The 20,620-nt window shown below is 70.1% G+C and carries 18 protein-coding genes and 1 tRNA gene; 7 read left to right on the top strand and 12 right to left on the bottom strand.

Annotation, left to right across the window (positions count from 1 at the left end):
• Positions 1 to 11 precede the first annotated feature (11 nt).
• A complete protein-coding gene (locus CJ022_RS03370) occupies positions 12 to 2,588 on the top strand; it encodes a hybrid sensor histidine kinase/response regulator (RefSeq protein WP_233198584.1) in 2,577 nt (858 codons plus the stop codon).
• Between the two features lie 179 nt (positions 2,589 to 2,767).
• On the opposite strand, the gene bfr is transcribed toward CJ022_RS03370, so the two are convergent.
• From bfr to CJ022_RS03415, 9 genes are all read right to left on the bottom strand, one after another.
• Positions 2,768 to 3,247, bottom strand: coding sequence for a bacterioferritin (gene bfr, locus CJ022_RS03375; RefSeq protein ID WP_101925278.1), 480 nt, complete (start codon positions 3,245 to 3,247; stop codon positions 2,768 to 2,770).
• A 112-nt stretch (positions 3,248 to 3,359) separates the two neighbouring features.
• The gene (locus CJ022_RS03380) at positions 3,360 to 3,584 is read right to left on the bottom strand and encodes a (2Fe-2S)-binding protein (RefSeq protein ID WP_101925279.1); all 225 of its coding nucleotides are present in this window, start codon (positions 3,582 to 3,584) and stop codon (positions 3,360 to 3,362) included.
• 72 nt (positions 3,585 to 3,656) lie between these two features.
• Positions 3,657 to 4,262: an RNA pyrophosphohydrolase gene (locus CJ022_RS03385; RefSeq protein WP_101925280.1), complete on the bottom strand. Its 606-nt coding sequence runs from the start codon at positions 4,260 to 4,262 to the stop codon at positions 3,657 to 3,659.
• Between the two features lie 159 nt (positions 4,263 to 4,421).
• Positions 4,422 to 4,498 (bottom strand) — tRNA-Met (locus tag CJ022_RS03390).
• A 106-nt stretch (positions 4,499 to 4,604) separates the two neighbouring features.
• Positions 4,605 to 6,812 carry a S9 family peptidase gene (locus CJ022_RS03395; protein WP_199171427.1) on the bottom strand — a complete coding sequence of 736 codons (2,208 nt, stop codon included), beginning with the start codon at positions 6,810 to 6,812 and terminating at the stop codon, positions 4,605 to 4,607.
• 74 nt (positions 6,813 to 6,886) lie between these two features.
• Positions 6,887 to 8,995: a prolyl oligopeptidase family serine peptidase gene (locus CJ022_RS03400; protein WP_101925281.1), complete on the bottom strand. Its 2,109-nt coding sequence runs from the start codon at positions 8,993 to 8,995 to the stop codon at positions 6,887 to 6,889.
• Between the two features lie 108 nt (positions 8,996 to 9,103).
• On the bottom strand, positions 9,104 to 9,466 hold the full coding sequence (locus tag CJ022_RS03405) for a hypothetical protein (protein WP_101925282.1): 363 nt from the start codon (positions 9,464 to 9,466) through the stop codon (positions 9,104 to 9,106).
• 428 nt (positions 9,467 to 9,894) lie between these two features.
• A complete protein-coding gene (locus CJ022_RS03410) occupies positions 9,895 to 10,719 on the bottom strand; it encodes a patatin-like phospholipase family protein (protein ID WP_101925283.1) in 825 nt (274 codons plus the stop codon).
• A 10-nt stretch (positions 10,720 to 10,729) separates the two neighbouring features.
• Positions 10,730 to 11,698 carry a helix-turn-helix transcriptional regulator gene (locus tag CJ022_RS03415; protein WP_101925284.1) on the bottom strand — a complete coding sequence of 323 codons (969 nt, stop codon included), beginning with the start codon at positions 11,696 to 11,698 and terminating at the stop codon, positions 10,730 to 10,732.
• Positions 11,699 to 11,826: 128 nt separating this feature from the next.
• Between CJ022_RS03415 and CJ022_RS03420 the strand changes: the two genes are divergently transcribed.
• Positions 11,827 to 12,450 (top strand): hypothetical protein, encoded by a 624-nt coding sequence (locus CJ022_RS03420; RefSeq protein ID WP_143703870.1) that lies wholly within the window; start codon positions 11,827 to 11,829, stop codon positions 12,448 to 12,450.
• 6 nt (positions 12,451 to 12,456) lie between these two features.
• Here the strand turns inward: CJ022_RS03420 and CJ022_RS16670 are convergent, their stop codons facing one another.
• Positions 12,457 to 13,848, bottom strand: coding sequence for an FAD/NAD(P)-binding protein (locus tag CJ022_RS16670; protein WP_233198585.1), 1,392 nt, complete (start codon positions 13,846 to 13,848; stop codon positions 12,457 to 12,459).
• Positions 13,849 to 14,049: 201 nt separating this feature from the next.
• Here CJ022_RS16670 and CJ022_RS16675 point away from each other — a divergent pair, with 201 nt between their 5' ends.
• From CJ022_RS16675 to CJ022_RS03435, 3 genes are all read left to right on the top strand, one after another.
• Entirely contained in the window at positions 14,050 to 15,819 is a 1,770-nt protein-coding gene (locus CJ022_RS16675; RefSeq protein ID WP_158238334.1) for an SLC13 family permease, read from the top strand.
• A gap of 83 nt (positions 15,820 to 15,902) precedes the next feature.
• Complete coding sequence (locus CJ022_RS03430; protein ID WP_101925287.1) at positions 15,903 to 16,781, top strand: hypothetical protein; 879 nt, start codon at positions 15,903 to 15,905, stop codon at positions 16,779 to 16,781.
• A gap of 97 nt (positions 16,782 to 16,878) precedes the next feature.
• Complete coding sequence (locus CJ022_RS03435) at positions 16,879 to 17,562, top strand: DUF481 domain-containing protein (protein ID WP_101925288.1); 684 nt, start codon at positions 16,879 to 16,881, stop codon at positions 17,560 to 17,562.
• A gap of 18 nt (positions 17,563 to 17,580) precedes the next feature.
• On the opposite strand, the gene hemC is transcribed toward CJ022_RS03435, so the two are convergent.
• On the bottom strand, positions 17,581 to 18,492 hold the full coding sequence (hemC, locus tag CJ022_RS03440) for a hydroxymethylbilane synthase (protein WP_101925289.1): 912 nt from the start codon (positions 18,490 to 18,492) through the stop codon (positions 17,581 to 17,583).
• Positions 18,493 to 18,648: 156 nt separating this feature from the next.
• A complete protein-coding gene (locus CJ022_RS03445; protein WP_101925290.1) occupies positions 18,649 to 19,377 on the bottom strand; it encodes a LytR/AlgR family response regulator transcription factor in 729 nt (242 codons plus the stop codon).
• 385 nt (positions 19,378 to 19,762) lie between these two features.
• Here CJ022_RS03445 and CJ022_RS03450 point away from each other — a divergent pair, with 385 nt between their 5' ends.
• Both CJ022_RS03450 and CJ022_RS17210 read left to right on the top strand, forming a co-directional pair.
• The gene (locus tag CJ022_RS03450) at positions 19,763 to 20,116 is read left to right on the top strand and encodes a hypothetical protein (RefSeq protein ID WP_101925291.1); all 354 of its coding nucleotides are present in this window, start codon (positions 19,763 to 19,765) and stop codon (positions 20,114 to 20,116) included.
• 207 nt (positions 20,117 to 20,323) lie between these two features.
• Positions 20,324 to 20,470 (top strand): hypothetical protein, encoded by a 147-nt coding sequence (locus CJ022_RS17210; RefSeq protein ID WP_199171428.1) that lies wholly within the window; start codon positions 20,324 to 20,326, stop codon positions 20,468 to 20,470.
• Positions 20,471 to 20,620: the final 150 nt, after the last annotated feature.

A 20,620-nucleotide genomic window follows, 5' to 3' on the forward strand; every position in this document is an offset into this window, starting at 1 on the left:
CTTCCGCTCTGATGCTGCGCTGGCTCGCACTCGGGGCCGCCGCCGGTGCCGCGATCACGATGCTGCTCGAGACCCTCGGCCTCGCCGGCCCGTGGCAGGCGATCGCCCTGGTGCTGGCGCTGCTCGCGGTATTCGCGTCGATCGCGGTCAGCGTGCGCATGCACCAGAGCGTGCGCGAACTCGAAGCGGCCGACGAGCGCGTGCGACGCGACGAACTGGCCCTCGGCGAGCTGCAGCGCGAGCTCGACCAGCGCACCCAGCTGGAACTCGAACTGCGTGAAGCCAAGCAGGCCGCCGAGTCGGCGGTGATGGCGAAAGGCGAGTTCCTGGCGACGATGAGCCACGAGATCCGCACGCCCCTCAACGGCATCACGCCGATGCTCGACCTGCTGATGCACGCCAAGCTGGCGCCCGACCACGCGGAACTGGTGCGCACGGCTTACCTGTCGTCGCAGCAGATGCAGCGCATCGTCGACGACATCCTCGACTACTCCAAGCTGGAGTCGAACAAGCTCGATCTCGAGGTCACCGGCTTCCATCTGCGCGAACTGCTCGACAGCGTGATCCAGCTGATGGAGCGCGCCGCCCAGACCAAGGGCCTGCGCATCAGCCTGCAGGTCGATCCGTCCGTGCGGCTGCCGGTGCGCGGGGATCCGGTGCGGATGCGGCAGATCCTCAGCAACCTGCTGAGCAACGCGGTGAAGTTCACCGAGCGCGGCAGCATCGGCGTCAGCGTGCGCCGCATCGGTGAAACCGCGGCCCAGCACCAGTTGCGTTTCGAGGTCCGCGACACCGGCATCGGCATCTCGCCGGAAGGCCGTGCGCGCCTGTTCCAGGCATTCAACCAGGCCGACGCGTCGACTACTCGGCTCTATGGCGGCACGGGCCTCGGGCTGGCGATCTCGCGCCGCATCGTCGAACTGATGGGCGGCCGCATCGGCGTCGACTCCGAGCCCGGCGTCGGCTCGACGTTCTGGTTCGAACTGCCGCTGCTGAAGGCGCAGGGCGACATGCCTGCCGAAGACCACCATCCGCGCGAGGGCCGCGTGCTGTTGCTGAGCGCGGATCCGCGCCTGCGCCTGCGCCTGAGCATGCTGATGCCGAACTGGGGCATGCGTGTGAGCGCGGTCGAGACCACGCAGGAAGCGCTCGACCGCCTGCGGACCGCGGCCAGCCAGGGCGCGCCGTGGGCCTACTCGATCGTCGTCGCCGATCTCACCGGCATGCGCAATACCGCGGTCGCGCTGTACCGCAACGTGACCCGGCAGGCCGCGTACGGGCAGCTGCGCCTGGTCTGCCTGTACGGCGACGAGCCGGTGCCCGAGGAGCTGCGCGGCAACGTCGCCCTGCTCAACCGGCAGGCGCCGGATGCCGATCTGCGGGTCGCGATCCTCGATCTCGACGCCCCGTCCGCGATCGCGCCCGCCGCCGACACCGGCGCAGCGGCAGCCACGGCCGAGCATGCGCCGGCATCGTCTGCGCCAGTGGCGACGCCGGCCGGTGGCGTCGACCTGTCGCCGCAGCCGATTCCGCCCGATAGCCCCGATGCCGCGCGCAGCGCCACGCCGCGCAAGCCGCGCGTGCTGCTGGTCGAGGACAACCCGGTCAACCTGATGGTCGGCCAGCGCCTGCTGGCGGTCCTCGGCATCACCTGCGACACCGCGAGCAATGGCGAAGCCGCCCTGTTGCGCATCACGGGGTCGCGCTACGACATCGTGCTGATGGATTGCCAGATGCCGGTCATGGATGGCTACACCGCCACCCGCCGCTGGCGTGAGCACGAGGCCGAGGAGCATGTCGGACGGCGCCTGCCGATCGTCGCGATGACCGCGAACGCGATGGCGGGCGATCGCCAGAAGTGCCTCGATGCCGGCATGGACGACTATCTGGCGAAGCCGGTCACGCGCAGCGAGCTCGAACGCTGCCTGCACCGCTGGTTCGACCCGGACGCCCCGGCGCCGCAGGTCAGCGCACAGCCGGTGGACGAGACGGAAGAGAAGACCGAGCAACCCGCAACAGATCTGCAGGGCGATGCGATCGAGATGGCGCCGGGCGCCGCTTCGGAGCGCGACGTCATGCCGGCGCAGGACGACGTCGCACCGCAAGCGGCTCACCATCCTGCGCCCACACTCGCGCCGGCCGACGCACGCGCGGACGCACCGGTTGCCGAAGACGCACTGCCGCCCGCGGTGATTCCCGCTGCGATGCCGGCGCCAGCGGCGCCGCCGGCTGCCGCGCTGCCGCCGATCCTCGATCAGGAAGTGCTCGACGATCTGCGCACCATGCTCGGCGACGAGGTCGATGCGCTGGTCGAGATGTTCCTCGACGACACGCCGCGTCTGCTGACCGCGCTGGAGAATGCGGTCGACGGACCCGACTACGACGCCTTGCGCGACGCGGCGCACTCGTTGAAGTCGTCCAGCGCGAACCTCGGTGCGATGTCGCTGTCGGCCGCGGCCAAGCGCGTCGAGCTGGGCGCACGCGAACGGCACCTGGAACGTCCGGCGGTCGCGGTGGCGCTGGTCTCCAACGAATTCGCACGCGCGCGCCGGCTGCTACGCGAACAGCATCCGTCGATTTCCGCCTGAGCAGACAGCTCTGCCGCCCGATCGATGCGGACAGCGGCATCGGATTCGCATCGCGAACCCGTTGCATCCCGATGCCCCATCGCATCCACTCGCCTGCGTCGCGATGACTGGGCACGCGGCATCCGGATCAACCGGGATGCGGGTGCCGCGTCATGCCCGGCAGCCAAGGCGGCGAGAGCTCAATGCTGGTCGCCGCCCATCTGGCTCTGGAGATAGTTCTCCGCGCCGATCCTCGCCACGAGATCGAGCTGGGTTTCCAGCCAGTCGACGTGTTCTTCTTCGTTCTCGAGGATGTCCGACAGCAGCTTGCGGCTGACGAAGTCGCCGACCTGTTCGCAATGCAGGATCGCCTCGCGCAGCAGCGGGATGCCTTCCATCTCCAGCGCGAGATCGCACTCGAGCAGTTCGACCGGATGCTCGCCGATGCGCAGCTTGCCCAGTGCCTGGAAGTTTGGCAGGCCTTCGAGGAAGAGGATGCGCTCCGACAACACGTCGGCGTGCTTCATCTCCTCGATGGACTCCTTGTACTCGTGCTTGGCGAGCGCATCGAGTCCCCAGTTCTTCAGCATCTTGGCGTGCAGGAAGTACTGGTTGATCGCCGTCAGCTCGTTGTACAGCGCCTGGTTGAGGTAGCGGATGACCTGCGCGTCGCCCTTCATCGGGATGCTCCATGTGTCGCGAATTCGGCCACTCTAGCCACTCGTGGACGACCGTGACGGAACGCGAATCGTGCGCATCGCGTGGCGACCGGCCGCAGCCGGTCGCGATGCCTCAGGCGGCGGAGGCGATCAGCGGGAACTCGTACAGCGCGCCGGCAGACTGCAGCGCGTGATCCGCGTGGCTGCGGCGCAGCAGGTCGCTGGCCATGTCCAGGCAGCTGCCGCAGGTCGCGCCGCAGCCGGTCCGCATCGTCAGTTCCGCCACCTCGCGGCAGCCGGCGGCGGCTGCCTGACGGATCTGGGAGTCGGTGACACCGTTGCAGATGCAGACGTACAAGGCGGAAGTCCTGGGCGGAGCGCGAACCCGCATTTCGCCACAGAACGAGAATCATTGTCAAACGCGAACGATTCAGGCCCCGCTGCTGCCGTCGGAATCGCGGCCCCGGACGTCACCCATGCGCGACCGGGCACGTCGTGGTGCGCCGAACCGGCTGCGGGCGCGCGCCTCGATCGCGGCCTGCGGAATGGCCTGCTGCCCGGCGATCTGGCGCGCGAACGGCGCCAGGTGCAGCAGCGCGCTGGCGTAGACGCCCCGTTTGAACATCACCACGTGCTCGAGCGGATACCAGAAGTCCACCCAGCGCCAGTGATCGAACTCCGGCGTTTCGGTCAGATCGAGGCACAGATGGTCGTCATCGCCCACGAACTGCAGCAGGAACCAGACCTGCTTCTGGCCGATGCAGATGATGCGGTCGTTGCGGCGGATGGCGCGCTGCGGCAGGCGGTAGCGCAGCCAGCCGGGCGTCGCGCCCAGCACGTCGACGTGCTCGGGCAGCAGGCCGGTTTCCTCCCGCAGCTCGCGATACATCGCCTCGAGCGGCGTCTCGTCGGTATTCATCCCGCCCTGCGGGAACTGCCAGCCATCGCGACGCACCCGGCGCGCCCAGAACACACGGCCGTCCGGACGCATCAGCACGATGCCGACATTGGGTCTGAACCCGTCCGGATCGATCACGATGCGGACTCCTCGATACGATTGACTTGCGTCACTGGCATCGACTCTGCCACGGGCACGCGGACCCGACAAGCCGAGACGCCGACGCTGCACTCGGCGATGGCCCGGAAAACCGGTCCTGCAGATGCGAAAAACCCGCCGGCAAGGCGGGTTTTCGTGTGGTGGCTATGGGTGGACTCGAACCACCGACCCCAGCATTATGAGTGCTGTGCTCTAACCGGCTGAGCTACATAGCCATCGGCTCGCGCGGACATCGCCACGACGAGCCGCGCATTCTGCTATCCCCGAGCGCCCGCGTCAATCCGCGAACCGGCATCGTGACCGGGGTCCGGCCTGCCCCGCTCAGCGGGCCGAGGCCTGGGCAGCGCCGATGCCCAGCTGGTCGAGCATGAACGCATACATCTCCGCCGACTCGCGGTAGCGGCGGAAACGGCCCGACTTGCCGCCGTGGCCGGCCTCCATGTTCGTACGGAACACCACCGGCCCCGCCCCGGTATTGAGATCGCGCAGCTTGGCCACGTATTTCGCCGGCTCCCAGTACTGCACCTGCGAATCCCACAGCCCGGTGCCGACGAACATCGCCGGATAGGCCTTGGCGTCGAGGTTGTCGTAAGGCGAGTACCCGAGGATGTAGTCGTAGTAGCGCTTTTCTTCCGGGTTGCCCCACTCGTCGTATTCGTTGGTGGTCAGCGGAATGCTCGGGTCGAGCATCGTCGTGACAACGTCGACGAACGGCACCTGCGACAGGATCACGCGGTACTTTTCCGGCGCCATGTTCGAGATCGCGCCCATCAGCAGACCGCCGGCACTGCCACCGAAGGCCGCGACGCGATCCGGGGCGGCGTAGCCCTGCCTGACCAGATCGTCGGTGACGTCGATGAAGTCGGTGAACGTATTGATCTTGTTGAGCAGCTTGCCGTCGTCGTACCAGGCCCGCCCCATCTCCTCGCCGCCGCGGATGTGCGCGATGGCATAGACCATGCCGCGGTCGAGCAGGCTGACGTTGGTGACCGAGAAGCCCGGATCCATCGACGCGCCGTAGCTGCCGTAGCCGTACTGCAACAGCGCCGCGGTGCCGTCCTTGTCGAAACCCTTGCGATAGACCAGCGAGACCGGAATGCGCTTGCCGTCGCGCGCCGTCGTCCACACGCGCTCGGTGACGTAGTTCGCCGGGTCGTAGCCGATCACGGCCTGCTGCTTGAGCTGGCGACGCTCGCCGGTCTGCGTATTGACCTCGAACGTCGTCGCCGGCGTGGTCAGCGAGGTGTAGCTGTAGCGCAGCCACGCGGTGTCGGCTTCGGAATTGACCGCCAGGCCCATCGCATACGCGGGCTCGTCGGCCTGCACGAACTCGTCGCTGCCGTCGGCCTTGAGCACGCGCACGCGGGTGAGCGCCTGCGCGCGTTCCTCGATCGCGGTAAACCCGTCGAACAGCTCATAGCCTTCGATGTAGACGTCGTCGCGATGCGGCACCAGATCGGTCCACTGCCGGCGCGAGGTGGCGTCGCTGGGCGCGGTGACGAGCTTGAAGTTCGTCGCCTTGTCTGCGTTGGTGCGGATCACCCAGCGACCGCCGTAATGGTCGGCGTCGTATTCGACGTCGCGCGCGCGCGGCGCGAGGACGGCGAAGGTGGCCGGGTTGTCGGCCGGCGCATAGCGGAGTTCGCTCGACACGGTGCTGCCGACCCCGATGACGATGTACTTGTCGTCGCGCGTGCGGTCGATGCCCATGTAGAAGCTGTCGTCCTTCTCTTCGTACACCAGCACGTCATCGGCGACCGGCGTGCCGAGCACGTGCTTCTTCACGCGCACGGTCAACAGCGTTTCCGGATCGTTCTCGACGTAGAACAGCGTCCTGTTGTCGTCTGCCCAGACGAGGTTCGCCGACACGCCCGGGATCGATTCGGGATAGACATCGCCGGTCTCGAGATTTTTGAAACGGATCGTGTACTGGCGGCGGCCGTTGGTGTCGTCGGCGTAAGCGAGAATGCGGTTGTCGCGGGTCACGTCCCAGTCGCCGACCGCGTAGTAGTCCTTGCCGTCGGCCAGCTGGTTGACGTCGAGCATGACCTGCTCGCCGCTGAAATCGGCGCGCGCGTTCGCGGCCTGGATCGACAGGGCATCGACGCCCGCCGCATCGGCGCGGCGCGCGTGCACCGGATAGTCCTTGCCGGTCTCGAACCGCGCGTAGTACCAGAAGCCGCGGTCGCGGTACGGCACCGAGCTGTCGTCCTGCTGGATGCGGGCGACGATCTCGTCGTACAGCGTGTCCTCGACCGGCTTCAGCGACGCGAGCATCGCGTCGGCGTAGGCGTTCTCGGCGTTGAGATAGGCCAGCATCGCCGGATCTTCGCGCTCGTCGTCGCGCAGCCAGTAGTAGACGTCCTCGCGCGCTGCGCCATGCGGCGCGGTGACGGTGTGCGGGCGCTGTTCGGCGTCGGGCGGGACCGGCGCGGCGGCGTGGGACGCGGGAGAAACACTCATCAGGCTCAGGCTCGTCAGGATCGGCGCGGCCAGCAGTGCGGCCGCGCGCGGGAAAGATGTCTTCATAGGTGGGTCCACTCGCTGCCGATGCAACGCCGAAAAGAACACCGGCCGCGAGAAGCGGCCGGTGCGGGATCGAATCACTTGCCCAGTTGCTGCCACAGGAACGTGAGGTAGAGCGCGTCCATGTGCGCCTGCTGGCGGTTGTTCGCGGCGCCGCCGTGGCCGCCTTCAATGTTCTCGTAATAACGCACGTCCTTCCCGGCTTCGGACATCTTCGCCATCATCTTGCGGGCGTGGCCGGGATGGACGCGGTCGTCGCGGGTCGAGGTCAGGATCAGCGTCGGCGGATAGTCCTTCGCCGGATCGAATAGGTGGTACGGCGAGAAGGTGCGGATGAAGTCCCACTCTTCCGGCTTGTCGGGATTGCCGTACTCGGCCATCCACGACGCACCCGCCAGCAGCTGGTGATAACGCTGCATGTCGAGCAGCGGCACCTGGATCACGACCGCGCCGAACAGCTCCGGATACTGCGTGAGCATGTTGCCGGTCAGCAGACCGCCGTTGCTGCCGCCGCGGATGCCCAGATGGGCCGGCGACGTGATCTTGCGCTGGATCATGTCCTGCGCGACCGCGGCGAAATCCTCGTAGGCCTTGTGGCGGTTCTGCTTGAGCGCCGCCTGGTGCCAGCGCGGGCCGTACTCGCCACCGCCGCGGATGTTGGCGACCGCGTACACGCCGCCCTTCTCCAGCCAGCCCTTGCCGACGCCGCCGGAATAGCCGGGCGTCAGCGAGATCTCGAAGCCGCCGTAGCCGTAGAGCAGCGTCGGATTGCTGCCGTCGAGCGGCATGTCCTTCGGACGCACGAGGAAGTACGGCACGCGCGTGCCGTCCTTGGACGTGGCGAAGTGCTGCTCGACTTCATGCGTGCTGGCGTCGAAGAAGGCCGGCATCGTCTTCAGCGTTTCCGGCGCAGCGTTGCCGCCCACCTCGGCCAGCATCAGCGTGCTCGGCGTCAGGTAGTCGGTGACCGTCATCCACACCGCGTCGGACTCGTCGCTGTCGACGGCGCTGACCGCAACGGTGCCGAGCTCCGGCACGCCGGTCAGGGCGCTGCGCGCCCAGCCATCGGCGCCCGGCGTCAGCACGGTGAGCTTGTTCTTGACGTCCTCGAGCACGTTGAGGACGAGGTGGTTCTTCGTCCAAGTGGCGCCGGCGAGCGAGGTGGTCTCGCTCGGCTCGAACAGCACATCGAACTCGCGCTTGCCGCCCATGAAGGCGTCGAAATTCGCCGCGAGCAGCGAGCCGGCCGGATACGTGCGCCCGCCCACGTCCCAGGCTTCGCGCAGTTCCAGCATCAGCCAGTCGTGATGCACGGACTTGTTGGCCGAGTTCGGCGCGTCGATCTTGGTCAGCTGGCCATCGGCGCCGCGCAGGTAGAGCTCGTCGTTGTAGAAGGCCAGCGTGCGGCTGACGAAATCACGCTCGAAGCCCGGCGTGTCGTCGTGCATCGCGGCGATGTACATGTCGTCCGGTTGGCCTTCGTACACCAGCGTGGCCTGATCCATCGACTGGCCGCGCGCGAGCTGCTTGACGATGCGCGGGTAGCCCGACGAGGTCAGCGAGCCGTCGCCGAAATCGGTGTAGACGTAGACGTTGTCCTGGTCGATCCAGCCCAGTGCGCCCTTGGCTTCCTCGCGGAAGAAGCCGCCGTCGACCCAGGACTTCGACGCGACATCGAACTCGCGCGTCACGTCGGCATCGGCGCCACCGCGCGACAGCGCGATCAGGCAGCGCGTGTACGCCGGACGCAGACAGTCGGCGCCGTGCCACACCCAGTTCTCGCCTTCCGACTCGTTGAGCGCGTCGAGGTCGAGCACGGTCTCCCACTTGGGCTGCGGCCTGCGGTATTCCTCGAGCGTGGTGCGGCGCCAGATGCCGCGCTCGTGGTTCCGATCGCGCCAGAAGTTGTAGTACCACTCGCCCTGCTTGTAGACGGCGGGAATCTTGTCGTCGGAGTCGTAGATGCCCAGCAGGTCGGATTCGAGCTGCTTGAATTCGGGCGTCGCAGCCAGTTCGGCCTCGGCCTCGGCGTTATGCGCGCGGACCCAGTCCAGCGCCTTCTCGTCGGTGACGGCTTCGAGCCACTGGTGGGGATCGGACACGGCGGCCTCCTGGGCAGATGCGGCGCCCATCGACAGGCCGGCAGCAACGGCCGCGGCGAGGCAGAGCTTGGAAACGTGGGACATGGACACTCCGGTGGCGCATGGACAGACAGCCGCCAACGCTAGCACGCACTCCCGGCCCGGGCCGCATGACCAAAGTCACGCCGCCCTTGTTGCCTGCGCGAGATGGGCTCAGCGCAGGCCGGGCAGCAGGCCCGCGGCCACAAGTGCCGCGCGGACCGAGAGCCGGCCGCGACGGCGCGGGACCGGCCGGCGCCGGGCCTGGGCAAGGCCTGGCCGACGCCGCCGCAAGACCGCTGACGAGGCCAGCTTGCGGCGGCGCGGCAGGCGACGCAGGAACAGGGTGAGCCAGGCGACAGCCGGCATGCCGATCAGCCACAGCGGCGGCCAGCCGACCGCAGTGGCGCCGGTCCGCAGACCGGGGAACGACAGCAGCGCGACCGCGCCGAGGAACAGCGCAGCGGGCAGCAGCGCGCGCAGGGCGGCATCGGCAGGGACATCGGCATCGGGCGAGGCATGGGCGATACGGGACATCTCGGCAGCTCCTGTGGACGCGGTGATCGATGGCCCGGCTGGGCATGGCCGCAGTCTGTGCGGCGCGCATCTCACAGGCTGCGACCCCGGCGGCGCTCGCGGCTGCTACGCGATGCCGTGGCGAGGGAGACCGCTCGGCGCGCCGCCCGGCGCGACTGCCAGGGCCCGATCGACGACGCGGCCGCAGCGGCCCAAGCGAGCGGGACCCGTCGCGATGACGTCCGCTGCGCGTTCCGGCGCGAGGGTTGACCCGCGCCGACGCGCGTACCGCGCATGGCCCCGTCGATGCGGAAGGCGTTCCACGACACGCCCGCGACCGTCACGTCCTGCAGGCCTCGTGACCTGCGACCGACGTTCCGGTCGCCGCATGCCCACGGGCCGTTCGGGAGGCAGCGCGCGAAGACGCCGCCATCACCCTGCGACGCCGCTCAGTACCCGGCGTCGTCCAGCGCGCGGGTCGCCTGCAGACGACCGACGTCGATCAGTTCGGCGGCGCGCCAGAACTCGTAGAACAGGCACACGTCGCGCGGAATGCGGATCACCAGCTCCGGCGGATCCAGCGCCAGCTGCACGCGGGAGATCTGCGCCTGCATGGTGTCGAGCGCGCGCGACATCGTTTCGACCAGGCCCATGCGGCCGTCCTCGTCGTCGCCCGCATGCGTCTCGCCTGCGTGTGCCGGCGTGCCCGGTGGCTGGGTCGGCCAGCCGTGCATGTCGACGGCGATCAGCCGGTGCGCGTCGGACAGTCGGGTCGCGGCGATCGGCAACGGCGCCAGCAGGCCGCCGTCGACGAGGTTGCGGCCGTTGATCTCGTGCGGCGTGAACAGGCCGGGGATCGCGAACGACGCGCGCAATGCATCCCACAGGCGGCCCTCGCGGATCCATACTTCGCGCTGCCGTTGCAGGTCGACCGCGACGGCGGTGAACTCGATCGGCAGGTCTTCGATCCGCGGATCGCCGACGACGTCGCGCATCGCGTCGAGCAGGCGTTCGCCGCGCAGCAGGCCGCCGCGGCGCAACGTGGGATCGAGCAGGCGCAGGAAATCGCGTCGCGACATCGAGCGCAGCGTGTCGTCGAACGCGCGCAGGCGGCCGGCCGCATGTATGCCGCCGACCAGCGCGCCGCTGGACGCGCCGGAGATCGCGACGATGCGGAACCCGCGCTCCTCCAGCACCTCGATGACGCCGATCTGGGCCAGCCCGCGCGCACCGCCGGCGCCGAGCGCCAGGGCGACCGGCTCGTGCATCGTCATGCGCGGCGCCTCAGCCTTCGTACTTCTGCAGCGCCATCATCAACAGCGAGCGGGCCTGCTCGCGCAGCGCGACCGGCTCGATGACCTCGGCGTCGGCGCCGTAGTGCAGCACGTCCATCAGCAGCTCGCGCGCGCCGCTGTAGGGCACCTTTAGCTCGAACCGGCCGTCGGGCAGGAACCGTCCCTGCTGCTGCGAATGCCAGTGTTCGTCGGCGACCCAGCGCGCGGCCTTCGCGCTGAAGACGATCGTCGCGATGCCCTTCGGCGGCCCGGAGAAGATGCCGTAGCTGCCGGCCAGGTGGGTGTCGAGTTCGGCGTCGTCGATGTCGCGCGCGGCCGTGTCGAGCACGCGCGCGGTGGCGATGCGGTCGACCGAGAAACTGCGCAGCGCATCGCGTTCGTTGTCCCACGCATCGAGATACCAGTTGTCGCGGTAATGGGTGATGCGCTGTGGCGAGACGACGCGCTTGGTCTTCTCGTCGGTCGAGCGCGCGCGGTATTCGAACGCCAGCTGTTTGCGCTGCAGCACCGCCGAGCAGACGTTGCGGAACGCGTGCTCGTCCATGCGCCGGCCGCGATGCGGAATCACCCGCACGCGCTGCACCGGCCACTGCTTGCCCGCGGAATGCTCGTCGAGCAGTTTCTCGATGCGCGACTGCAACGGCGCCAGGGCGCTCGACAGCACGCCGCCGCTGCTGCGCGACATCAGCTGCTGCGCGGCCAGCAGGGCGTGCAACTCGTCGGAGTTGAGCCACAGGCCCGGCAGCTCGAAGCGACTGCCGTCGTCGGTGTCGTAGCGGAACCCGGCATCGCCGTCGCCGATCACCGGCGCCATCAAGGCATCGCGCAGGAACGCCAGGTCGCGATAGACGGTGGCGCGCGAGCACTCCAGTTCGTCCTGCAGCTTGGCGACCGTCACCGGATAGCGCGAGGTCTTGAGGATGCGGTGCAGCGAGAGAATGCGTTCGTATCGGTCCATGGGCCGATTATGGCGTGTCCGGCGGTCGCCGCGATGTCGCGGACCGCGCGCGGTGCGGCGGCCGCGGCTAACCCCGGCTTAACCCGACGCACCTAGACTCGCGACGGGGCACCGGCGCGGAGTCAGGGATGGCGCGACAGCGGGACAGGGAGCCGGTCTGGAACCCGGCGTTGCTCGGCACACTGGCCTTGCATGCCGCGGCCGGGTGGTGGCTGTGGCAGACGCGCGAGCCGCCCGTCGTGTCGCCAGCCGGCGCCGCGCTACAGGTCGTGTGGATCGCACGCCCGGTCGCGTCGCCATCGCCATCGCCATCGCCCGTAGCAGTCCCGGCGCAGCGCGACCCGCATGAGCGTCGGCCCGCGCCCGCAGTCGCCACGACGGGATCACGACCGCGCAACCCGACGCCCGATCCCGCACCGTCGCTCGACGCCGGCGCCCCCGAAGCCGACGCGCCGTCGCCGGGCGCGTCGCTTCGCGAACAGGCCCGCGACTGGGCGCGCCGCGAGGTGCCGTCGCCCGACTTCGTTCGCGATCCGCTGCAGCATCGCCCGCCGCCATCGCCTGACGGTCGCTTCGCGATGCGCGAACCGCTGTCGACCGAAGACGTGGTGCTGGCGATCGGCAGCCTGTTCGGCGGTGGCCCCAGCGATCCCTGCCCGCGCATCCGTCGCAACATCGCGCACCTGGGCACCGGCGGCGACGCGGCGTTGCTGGCCGAAGAGCTGCGCCGCCTGCAGCAATACTGCCGCTGAGGCCGATCAGCCCTGGTGCGCGTGTGCGAGCGCGCCGCGCACCTCGGCGGCCACGCGCTCGGCCTGGCCACGCAGTTCCGGCATCGCGATGCTTTCCCACAGGCTGCCGATGCGCAGGGCGCCGAGCGTCCACAGGCCCGGCACCGGCGCGCCGTCCGCACCGACCAGCTGTCCTTCCGCCGTGGTGTCGATGCCGATGTCGTGCGGCCCCGGCCGGACCAGTCCGCGCGCCTGCAGCGCCGGCAGCAGCGCCCCGGGTGCACGCGCCAGCCGCTTCTCCATGCCGGTCGCATTGACGACGACATCGACCGCAAGCGTTTCGGCAGGCGCGCCGCCGCGTGGCTGCCAGTGCACGCGCAGCGGCGGGCCCGGCTCGATGCGCTGCACCCGCCCCGCGTGCAGGGCGAAGCCTCCCCTCTCGCGCAAGGTCGCCAGCAGCGCCGCGACCTCCGGTGCGATGCGATGGCGATGAATGTCCCACAGCCGCACCACATGCCGCAGGAACCGGCGCTGCTCGGCCGCCGACAGCGTGGTCCACAGGCGAGTCACCTGCGGGCGCAGGCGCTCGAGCACGTCCTGCCAGGGACGGCCCTGCGCCGTCGCCTCGGCCACCCAGTCGCGGACCACGCGCAAGCGCGCGCGCGTGCCCAGCGGCAGCAGCGCGTCCACGCCACCGGCCTGCGGGACCGTACCGGGCGCGTGCCCCAGCGGCAGCAGGCCGTGCCGCGACAGCGCGGTGATGCGGCCACAGTGTCCGTTCGCGTGCAGCGTCAGCACCACGTCCACCATGCTCAGCCCGGCGCCGACGATGCCGACATCCGCGCCCGGATCGATCGCGGCGACTCCCGCGTAATCCCAGGCCTCCACGACGCCATGCCCGGGCGGTGTGGCGCCGCGCGGCAGGGGCAGCGCCGCCGGCAGGTTGCCCGTCGCGAGCACCGCTGCGCGCGCGCGCAGGATCTGCCCGGACGCCAGCGTCAGCTGCAGGCCCTGCGCCACCGGCGCGATGTCGACGACGGTGTCCGTCCAGCGCGCCAGCGCGCCCGCATTCGGATGCGCCGCCAGTCGCCCGGCGAGATACCGGCCGTAGACGCGACGCGGCGCGAAGCCCGTCGCCAGCGATGCGGTCTCGCGCCCCTGCGCTTCCGGCTGCGTCTGCAGGAACTGCAGGAAATCGTCGGGCGTCGCGTCGAAGGCGCTCATCCGCGCGGCGTTGACGTTGAGCAGGTGTTCGCCTCGCGCCGTCGCATAGGCCGTGCCTTGCGCCACCTGTGCGCGGGGTTCGATCAGCGCGACCCGCAGCGTCGCATCGCCGAGCAGATGCCAGGCCACCAGGGCGCCGGACGCGCCGCCACCGATCACGGCGACATCGACAGCAGGAGAGGTGGACTCGGACACGGCGTGACTCGGCGACGGAGAGGCCGCCAGTATCCCATCGCACCACCGCGCCCGCCGATGCCGCGCCCGTGCCGGCGCGCCTTCACGCCGCCACTGCCACCATCGCGGCGCATCGACATCCCGCGTCGTCCTGCCGATCATAGGCGCCGTCGCCGCGGCCCCGATCGCGCGCAATCCGCTTCTTCGAGGAACTCGCGTTCGATGGATCCGTCCCGCATCGATCTGTGGTTGACGCTGGCCGTGATGGCCGGCGCGATCTATCTCTTCATTTCCGAGAAACTGCGCGTCGATGTCGTCGCCCTGCTGGTCACGGTGTCGCTGCTGGTGCTCGGCGTGGTCACGCTACCCGAGGCGCTGGCGGGTTTCAGCAACCAGGCGACGGTGATGGTCGCGGCGATGTTCGTGCTCAGCGGCGCGCTGCAGCGCAACGGCGCGCTGGTGTCGGTCGGTGACCTGCTCGCGCGCATCCGCTGGCCGTGGCTGTTCCTGCTGGTGATGATGTGCCTGGTCGCGGGCGTGGCCGCGTTCGTCAACAACACCGCGACCGTCGCGGTGTTCCTGCCGCTGGTGCTCGCGGCGACGACGGCCAACCGCTGGGCGCCGTCGAAGTTCCTGATCCCACTGTCCTACATCTCGCAGGCCGCCGGCGTGTGCACGCTGATCGGCACGTCGACGAACCTGCTGGTCGACTCGATGGCGCGCGAGACCGCGGGGGTCGGGTTCACGCTGTTCGAGTTCGCGCCGCTGGGGGTGATCTTCGTCGGCATCTGCATGGTTTACCTGCTGACCGTCGGCCGCTTCCTGCTGCCTGACCGCGGCATTCCCGGCGGCGACACCTCCGAGCATGTCGGCCGCTACGTCGCCGAACTCGTGGTGTCCGAAGCGTCGCCGGTGATCGGCCGGCCCGGCCCGCTCGCGCTCGGCGACGGCCACGACGACGTGCTGGTGCTCGAAGTGCTGCGCAAGGGACGGACGGTGCACGGCGACGACGCCATCGTGCAGGCCGGCGACCATCTGCTGCTGCGCGGCGAATGGCAGCACATCCAGGCGACGCGCAAGGCGCTGAAGCTGCAGTTCGACCGGGTGGCGCGCGATCTCGACGGCGACATCGCGGCCGAGCGCCTGCATGTCGAGGCGATGGTCTCGCCGGGCTCGCACCTGGTCGGCCACACCCTCGCCGGCATGCGCTTCGGCCACACCTACCGCGCCCGCGTGCACGGCCTGCACCGCCGCCAGCTGGCGATCCGCCAGCCGCTCGACCAGGTCTCGCTGGCCGTCGGCGACGTGCTGCTGCTCGATGCGCCGACGCGCGCGATCGACGAACTGCGCGTCGACCGGGGCCTGATCGTGCTCGGCGCCCACGCCCAGCGGAAGGTCGATCCGACCAAGGCGACGCTGTCGGCGATCGTCATGGTCGCGGTGATCGCGGCCGCGGCGCTGGGCTGGATGTCGATCGTGGCCTCGGCGCTGCTGGGCTGCATCGCGCTCGTCGTGCTCCGGCTGATCGATCCCGACGAGGCCTACCAGGCCATCGACTGGCGCGTGATCCTGTTGCTGGCCGGCATCATCCCGCTCGGCGTCGCGCTGCAGAAGACCGGCGGCGCCGCACTGGCCGCGACCTCGCTGCTCAACGTGGTCGGCCATCACGGGCCGGTCGCGACCCTGGCCGCGGTGTACCTGATGACGTCGGCGCTGACCGAGTTCATGAGCAACAACGCATCGGCGGTGCTCGTCGTGCCGATCGCGCTGGCGACCGCCGAATCGATGGGCGTCGATGCCAAGCCGTTCCTGGTCGCGGTCGCGTTCGCCGCGTCGACGAGCTTCGCCACGCCGATCAGCTACCAGACCAACACGATGGTCTACACCGCCGGCGGCTACCGCTTCCGCGATTTCGTCAAGGTCGGCATGCCGCTCAACATCATCTTCCTGATCGCCGCGACGCTGCTGATCCCGCGCTTCTTCCCGTTCTGAGACCTGCGCCGCACGGCGGCACTGGGCTGCCGTCCGGCCCCGTGGCAGGCTTGGCGGCCACGCCACGCGTCCGGGGTTGCTGCATGCCGTCGTCCGTTCCGAGCAGTCTGCTGCGCGCCCTGTCCGCCTTCGGCCTCGGCCTGTCGACGTGGACCGCGGTGACGATCGCGCTGCTGCAATTCCGCGGCGGCGCGACGACATCGCTGCAGCCGCTGCAGTGGTTGGCCCTGTCGATCGGCGGCGTACTGGTGCTGGTCGGCCTGATCGCGGCGCCAGCCCGGCGACGCCTGCGGGCCCGCGCGGAAACACCGCGGTCGGCCTGGACGGTGCGCGCCGCCCGGCTGTCGCTGCTGGTGCTGGTGCTGACGGCGCCGCTGGTGCTCGTCCTGCAGACCGGCCTGGCGATTCCCGCGCGCGGCGTGATCCAGACGCTGCTCGCCATCGCCGTGCTGGCGACGTGCGTCGCGACCGCCGTCGCGGCCGGGCTCGGCGAACGCGAGGACACCGCAACGGCCGCATGGCGGCATCCGCTGGCGCTTCCGATCCAGCTGCTGACCGCGCTGACGGGCGGGCTGGCGCTGCTGTATCTGCTGATGAGCCTGCTGTTCCCCACCGGGCGGGACGTCGGCGCGATGCTGCTGACGCTGACCGTGCTCGGCGGTCTGCTCGCGCTGTGCCTGTGGGTGCAATGGCGCGAGCTCGATCGCGGGACGGGGACGGGACGGGACACCACGCGGGGGCGTCGCGATGCGACACGCCGGCGCGTGCTGACCGCCGGACTGTTCCTCGGCTCGCCGCTGGCGGCCTGGCTGCTGTCGGGTCTGCGCGTGGTGCCGGCGCCGGCGTTGCTGCTGGCGACCAGCGTCGGTCTGCTGGCCGCCGCGGCCGTCGCGCGCGGCCTGCTCGCCGCCCCGGGATCGGCAACGGCGGGCCACGTGCCGGCGGCCGCACCGGCGCCGTGATTCCTGTCGCGTTGCGGAACACGCGGCGCGTGCGGACTTGGAAGCGTCATCCGGCCGCGGCATACTGACCTGTAATCGATTACATGAATGGACCGCCATGTTTGCCGGATGGTGGCTGGCCATCGCAGGCCTGCCGATCTACACGCAGCCTTTCCCGGCGGCGCCCGAGGAGGCTGCGATCGTCGCGGTCGCGTCGCGGCAGGTGTCGATGCGCCGGCCGTGCTACGCGCTGCAGTGCCGGGATGCCGAATGGCAGCCGGTCGCGACCCGCGAGCGCATCTGGCAGCCCCGCGCCCCGGGCGTGCGCCCCAAGACGGTCGCCGCGCCGCTGGTGAAGCTGCCCAACCGGCAGCCGATCGCGCTGTACTCGCCGTTCTCGCAGCGCGACAGCTTCCGCTCGGGCGGCAATCACGTGAAATGGGACACGAGCTACGGCATCGAGGCGATCCGCAGCCCGCAGACCACCCTGCAGCTGGAGTTCGGCACCGGCCTGCGGATCGAGCCCTATACCGACTTCGGCACCGCGGCAATGGGGCCGGTCGCGCGCGGCCGCATGCAGCTGTCCCAGGAGCTGGGCCGGCGCGCCTCGTTCACCCAGCAGGTGCAGGTGGAGACGGGCCGCGAGAACACCTTCCTGCGCCAGACGCTCGCGTTCGACTACGAGCTGTTTCCGCAGTGGACGCTGCGTTCGGACTTCGAGCTGCGGCACGACACGCTCGGCAACGGCGGCAAGGGCAGCACCGACAGCGAAGGCTCGTTGCGGGTCCGCTACACGTTCTGATCGCGCGGCTTGCGGGGCTCAGCCGGGCAGGAACGCACCGGCGCCCGCGGCGAGCAGGCGCGCGGCGACTTCCGAACCCAGCGATTCCGCCGCACCGGCCGCCGCCTCGCCCGAGGCCCGGACCAGCTGCCCGTCGCTGGCCGAGCCCACGAGGCCCGACAGCTGCAGCCGCCCGTCGTGCAGCTGCGCGAATGCCGCCACCGGCACGTGACAGCTGCCGTGCAGGGCGCGATTCATCGCCCGCTCGGCCTCGACCTGGGTGCGGGTGAAGCGGTCGTCGAGTCGCGCCAGCAGCGTCTGCACCGCCGGCGTGTCGTCGCGGCATTCGATCGCGATCGCGCCCTGCGCCGGCGCCGGCAGCCAGTCCGGCGCATCCAGCCGCAGGCTGATGCGATGCCCGAGGCCGAGCCGGTCGAGTCCGGCGCAGGCCAGCACGATGGCGTCGTAATCGCCGGCGTCGAGCTTCGCCAGTCGCGTGTTGACGTTGCCGCGCAGGTCGGCGAGCACCAGGTCGGGCCGGCGTGCGCGCAGCTGCGCCTGTCGCCGCAACGACGACGTGCCGACGCGCGCACCCGGCGGCAGCGCTTCGATCGACGCATGCGTGTTGCTGACGAACGCGTCCGCATGATCGGCGCGCGCCAGGATCGCCGGCAGCATGAAGCCCGGCTCCAGCCACATCGGCACGTCCTTCAGCGAATGCACGGCGCAGTCGGCGTCGCCGTTGGCCATCGCGATCTCGAGTTCCTTGAGGAACAGGCCCTTGCCGCCGATCGCCGCCAGCGAGCGGTCGAGCACCTCGTCGCCGCGGGTGCTCATCGGCACCAGCACGACCTCGAGTTCCGGCGCGAGCGCCTGCAGCAGCGTGGCGACGTGTTCGCTCTGCCACAACGCGAGCGGGCTCTTGCGGGTGGCGATACGCAGACGATCCATGCGCGCATTATCCGCGATCGTCCGGTCGCGACGCGAATCGCGGCAATTTCCGGGGCGTCACCTGACCCGATGCGGGGACACGAGCTGCGCCGACACCGCGCGGTGTGCGTCCGATCCCGCATGCGCCGCGCGACGCCTGCGCCACGCATCCGCCGCTCAGCGCTGGCGTACGACCTCGCGCAGCGGCGTCACGCAGCGCCGGCTCACTTCCAGCGGTTTGTCGCCGTGGCGCAGCACGGCGTGCACGTGTCCTTCGAGATCGCGGCGCAGCTCGACCAGCTCGTGGCGTGCGACCAGGCAATTGCGGTGGATGCGCAGGAAACGCGCGCCGAATTCGTCCTCGAGCGACTTCAGCGATTCCTCGACCAGGTCTTCGCCGCGCGCGTGGTGCACGACGACATACTTCTCTTCGGCCTGCAGGTAGCGGATTTCCTCGATCGGAATCAGTCGCAGGCTGCCGCGCAGGCGCGCACACAGGTGCGTGCGGTGTTTCTGCGACGGCGCGCCGGCCACGCTGTCGCGCCCGGCGTTGTAGGTGCGCGCGCGTTCGAGCGCGGCCTGCAGCCGTTCCGGCCGCACCGGCTTGACCAGGTAATCGACCGCGGCCGCCTCGAACGCCATCAACGCGTGGGCGTCGTAGGCGGTGCAGAACACGACCGCCGGTCGCGGCTCGAATGCGCTCAGGTGGCGCGCGACCTCGAGCCCGTCGATGCCGGGCATCGCGATGTCCAGCAGCACCAGCGCGGGATCGTGCGCCGCGCAGGCCTCGAGCGTGGCGCGGCCGTCGCCGGCTTCGGCCACGATCTCGATGCCGCCCAGCTGCGTCAGCAGCAGCCGGAGCCGCTCGCGCGCGAGCGGTTCGTCATCCGCGATCACCACCTTCATGGCCTGCGTTCTCCCAGAATTCGCATCGCGCCCTCCCTCGGCACCGGCGCTCCGATGGTGCACGTATCGGGGTCCGTGTTCCACCCGGAGGCCCCCCGAGGCACGGCACGGAGGTGGCCCTGATCGGACGAAAGCGGCGCGGAATGCGGGCCCGACAGCGGACCCGCCCATACGCATGTCGCGAATCCAGCCGAACCGAACCAGGGCGCTGCACGCGCCGCCAGCCTGGATCGTGACGCCCCGCGTCGACGGGCCACGAGCCGGCCACGCAGCCGACGCCATGTTCCCGCAATCCTCGCCTGTTTCCCTGCCACTCCGGCGGCCCGGGGCACGGACGCACCGCTGCCGGACCACCTCCCCCACACGTTCAACCGGAGACACCCCGATGCTGCAATCCCCTGCCCGCGCCCGCCGGCGAATCCCGCTCTTGTTCCCATTCGCTGCCGTGCTGGTCGCCAGCCTGGCCGGCTGCGTCTCCGGCGCCGAGCGCCAGTATGCGAACCTGCAGGAAGATGCCGGCACCTGCGCCAGTTTCGGCTCCGATCGCGGCTCGCGCGCCTACACCGACTGCATGCTCACGCAGCAGCGGCGGCGCGACGACCGGGATCGCGAGTCGCTGGAAAAGACCCGCCTGACGTCGGAGATCGCCCGAGACGCGCAGATCATGAGCGACCGGGCGCGCAAGCAGCGCTGCGATCGCGATCCCGACCGGCGCGAGTGCGGGACGGGCGACCGTTGATGCGCACGGGTTCCATGCGGTTGCGACAGGATGCCCATCTCGAACGCGGACCCGTGACCGCGCGCGCCGGCGCGTGGCCGCACGACACGTGCCGACGACGCCACGCGCTGCGTCCGTCGCGACGCACGCGCCACGCAGCCACCGCCATGCAACACACGTCCGGGCAGCGCCCGGACGCGTCGCGCGCCAAGGCGAGGCGCTGACGACATGCGCTGGGATTATCTCGTCGTCGACCAGACGCTCGACACCGACGCGCTGCGCGCACTGGGCGTGCAGGGATGGGAACTGGTCGCGGTCGCGTCACCGGGGCATTTCGTGCTGCATTACTTCTTCAAGCGGCCACTGGACCGGTGAGCATGTCGCGGCGCCCGCGTGGCGCCGCGCGCCGCCCGGCATTCGCCGCATGCAGGGTATCGGGCGTCGTGAACGCACGGCGGTTGGCGCGCCAGCCGTCGTGCCGAAACGCGCGTCCGATCCTGTGCACCACGTGGCGTGCCGCATTGC

This window comes from Luteimonas rhizosphaerae (assembly GCF_002849595.1).
GTDB lineage: Bacteria > Pseudomonadota > Gammaproteobacteria > Xanthomonadales > Xanthomonadaceae > Luteimonas > Luteimonas cellulosilyticus.